Below are 2,842 nucleotides of genomic sequence, written 5' to 3' on the forward strand. Positions count from 1 at the left end.
GGGGTGGTGTGTACGTCGCGGGGTGCGGGTGCGTCGTGGCTGATCGCGCAGTTCCCCGCGCCCCTGAAAGCAGAGGGGCGCCCCTTGTCGCAAGGGGCGCCCCATCGTGTTCAGCAGCGGGTCGGTGGGCGGTCCCAGTGGCGGTGGGCCGCTATCGCCGTGATGAACTCCCTGGTGAAGTCGTCGCTCGCGGTGCCCTGGGCCGTGTCCGTGACCACGCCACGGTCGGCGACCACGTGGTGGAACTCGGAGGAGAGGCGGACCCCCTCGGGCTGGAGCGCGGCGAGGATGCCGACGCCGGAGCCGAGGGCACCGATCGGTTTGCCGTGGCGGTAGGCGTCGCGGACGAAGCGCATGGCGTCGGGGTCGGTCGACGGGGACGGTGTGGCGACGGGACCGCCGGGCAGCAGGACCGCGTCGTACAGGACCGACGCCACCGTCGGCAGGGCCCGATCAACGGTGTACTCGGCGCCGTCCGCCCCGCGTACCGTGCCGTCCTGGGCGGCCAGGGCCTCGACGACGGCGCCCTCGGCGGCCAGGGCCTCCCGCAGGCTCGTCACCTGCTCGGCGTCCACCCCGTCCGCCACCAGCACGGCGATCTGCCGGGTGCGGAGGGAACCGGGGCCGCGCTGCGCCTCCAGGCTGAGGGCCGGAGAGGTGGACTTGTATGCCACCGGCACGGCGTCCGACGGGACGGGCACACCGATGCCCTTCGCCACCTCGGCCGCCAACTCCGGGTCCACCTTGGTCAGTTGCTCCACCGTGCGGGCGCGGACGGAGAGGGCGCCGACCTTACCCAGCTCGAAGCGGAAGGCGTCCACGATGTGCTGCTTCTCCCAGGGGGCCATGCTGTTCCAGAACATGGCCGGCTGGCTGTGGTGGTCCTTGAAACTCTCGCTGCGGCGGCGGATCTTGGCGCCGTCGACGCGCTCGGCGAGGTGCGTGTAGGCGTGCGGGTCGGCGCCCGCGTGGGCCGGGCAGCCCCCGCCGAGGGAGTTCGGGAAGTAGTTCGTGCCGCGGTGGATCGCCGACTGGTGATAGCCGTCGCGGTGGTTGGTGCGCACCGGGGCCACGGGGCGGTTCACCGGCAGCTGGCTGAAGTTGGGTCCGCCGAGTCGGATCAACTGGGTGTCCAGGTAGGAGAAGTTACGGGCCTGGAGGAGCGGGTCGTTGGTGAAGTCGATGCCCGGGACGACGTTCGCGGTGTGGAAGGCGACCTGTTCCGTCTCCGCGAAGAAGTTCTCGGGGTTGCGGTCCAGCACCATACGGCCGATCGGCCGCACCGGCACCTGCTCCTCGGGGATGAGCTTCGTGGCGTCGAGCAGATCGAAGTCGAAGGCGAACTCGTCCTCCTCCGGCACCAGTTGGACGCCCAGCTCCCACTCCGGGAACTCGCCGGCCTCGATGGCGTCCCACAGGTCCCGGCGGTTGAAGTCAGGGTCCCGGCCCTGGCACTCCTGCGCCTCGTCCCACACCAGCGAGTGCGTGCCCAGCTTCGGCTTCCAGTGGAACTTCACGAACGTGCCCCGCCCGTCGGCGGTCACGAAACGGAAGGTGTGCACGCCGAAGCCCTGCATCATGCGGTAGCTGCGCGGGATCGCCCGGTCGGACATCAGCCACATGATCGCGTGCAGCGTCTCCGGCTGGAGCGACACGAAGTCCCAGAGCGTGTCGTGCGCGGACGCGCCCGTCGGGATGTCGTTGTGCGGCTCCGGCTTCACCGCGTGCACGAAGTCGGGGAACTTGATCCCGTCCTGGATGAAGAAGACCGGGAAGTTGTTCCCGACCAGGTCGTAATTGCCCTCCGAGGTATAGAACTTGGTCGCGAAGCCACGTACGTCCCGCACGGTGTCCGCCGAGCCGCGCGGCCCCTGCACGGTCGAGAACCGTACGAAGACGGGGGTGCGGACCGAGGGGTCCTGGAGGAACGCGGCACGGGTGAACTCCGCGCAGGACTCGTACGGTTCGAAGTACCCGTAGGCTCCCGCGCCCCGGGCGTGGACCACCCGCTCCGGGATCCGCTCGTGGTCGAAGTGGGTGAGCTTCTCCCGGAAGTGGAAGTCCTCCATCAGGGTCGGCCCGCGCTCACCGACGGTCAGTGAGTCGTCGGTGTGGTCGACGGCCACGCCCTGGTCGGTGGTGAGCGGGCCCGACGCGGGGTCGACCGGGTGGGCCGCCTCGCGCTGCTCCCGCTTGCGGTCCATGGGCGAGCTCATCAGGCGGCCTCCTGGGAGAACACGTCGAGGAACGCCTCGCAGAAGGCCTTGAGGTCGTCCGGTTTGCGGCTGGTGACGAGCTTGCCGGCGCCGTGGTCGCAGATCTTCACCTGCTCGTCCACCCAGGTGCCGCCCGCGTTGCGGATGTCCGTGCGCAGACTCGGCCACGAGGTCAGGACCCGGCCGCGCACCACGTCCGCCTCCACCAGCGTCCACGGCGCGTGACAGATCGCCGCGACGGGACGGCCCCGGTCGAAGAACGACCGGACGAACGAGACCGCCTTGTCGTCCATGCGCAGGAAGTCCGGGTTGGCCACCCCGCCGGGCAGGACCAGCGCGTCGAACGACTCGGCCGGAGCCTCGCCCACCACGGCGTCCACGGCGAACGTGTCCGCCTTGTCGAGATGGTCGAAGGCCTGGATGCGGCCGGGCTTCGTCGACACCAGGACGGGTTCGTGACCGGCGCTCTCCGCCGCCTGCCAGGGCTCGGTCAGCTCGATCTGCTCGACACCCTCGGGTGCTGTCAGGAATGCGATACGCATGGCTGCTCGGTCTCCTCTCCTTGCCTCGGGGTGGTGCCGGGTCGGTGGGTGGTGCGGTGGGGTTCGCGGCCGACGGCGTTGGGG

The 2,842-nt window shown here is 70.3% G+C and carries 2 protein-coding genes; both read right to left on the minus strand.

The window, feature by feature from the left end; all coding sequences use genetic code 11:
• Positions 1–110: 110 nt before the first annotated feature.
• Entirely contained in the window at positions 111–2,216 is a 2,106-nt protein-coding gene (locus P1P70_RS42970) for a catalase (protein ID WP_319247693.1), read from the minus strand.
• Positions 2,216–2,758 carry a type 1 glutamine amidotransferase domain-containing protein gene (locus P1P70_RS42975; protein ID WP_319247695.1) on the minus strand — a complete coding sequence of 181 codons (543 nt, stop codon included), beginning with the start codon at positions 2,756–2,758 and terminating at the stop codon, positions 2,216–2,218. The genes P1P70_RS42970 and P1P70_RS42975 overlap by 1 nt, the downstream gene beginning before the upstream one ends.
• Between the last annotated feature and the right edge of the window lie 84 nt (positions 2,759–2,842).

Source organism: Streptomyces sp. MB09-02B (assembly GCF_033794485.1).
Classification (GTDB): Bacteria; Actinomycetota; Actinomycetes; order Streptomycetales; family Streptomycetaceae; genus Streptomyces.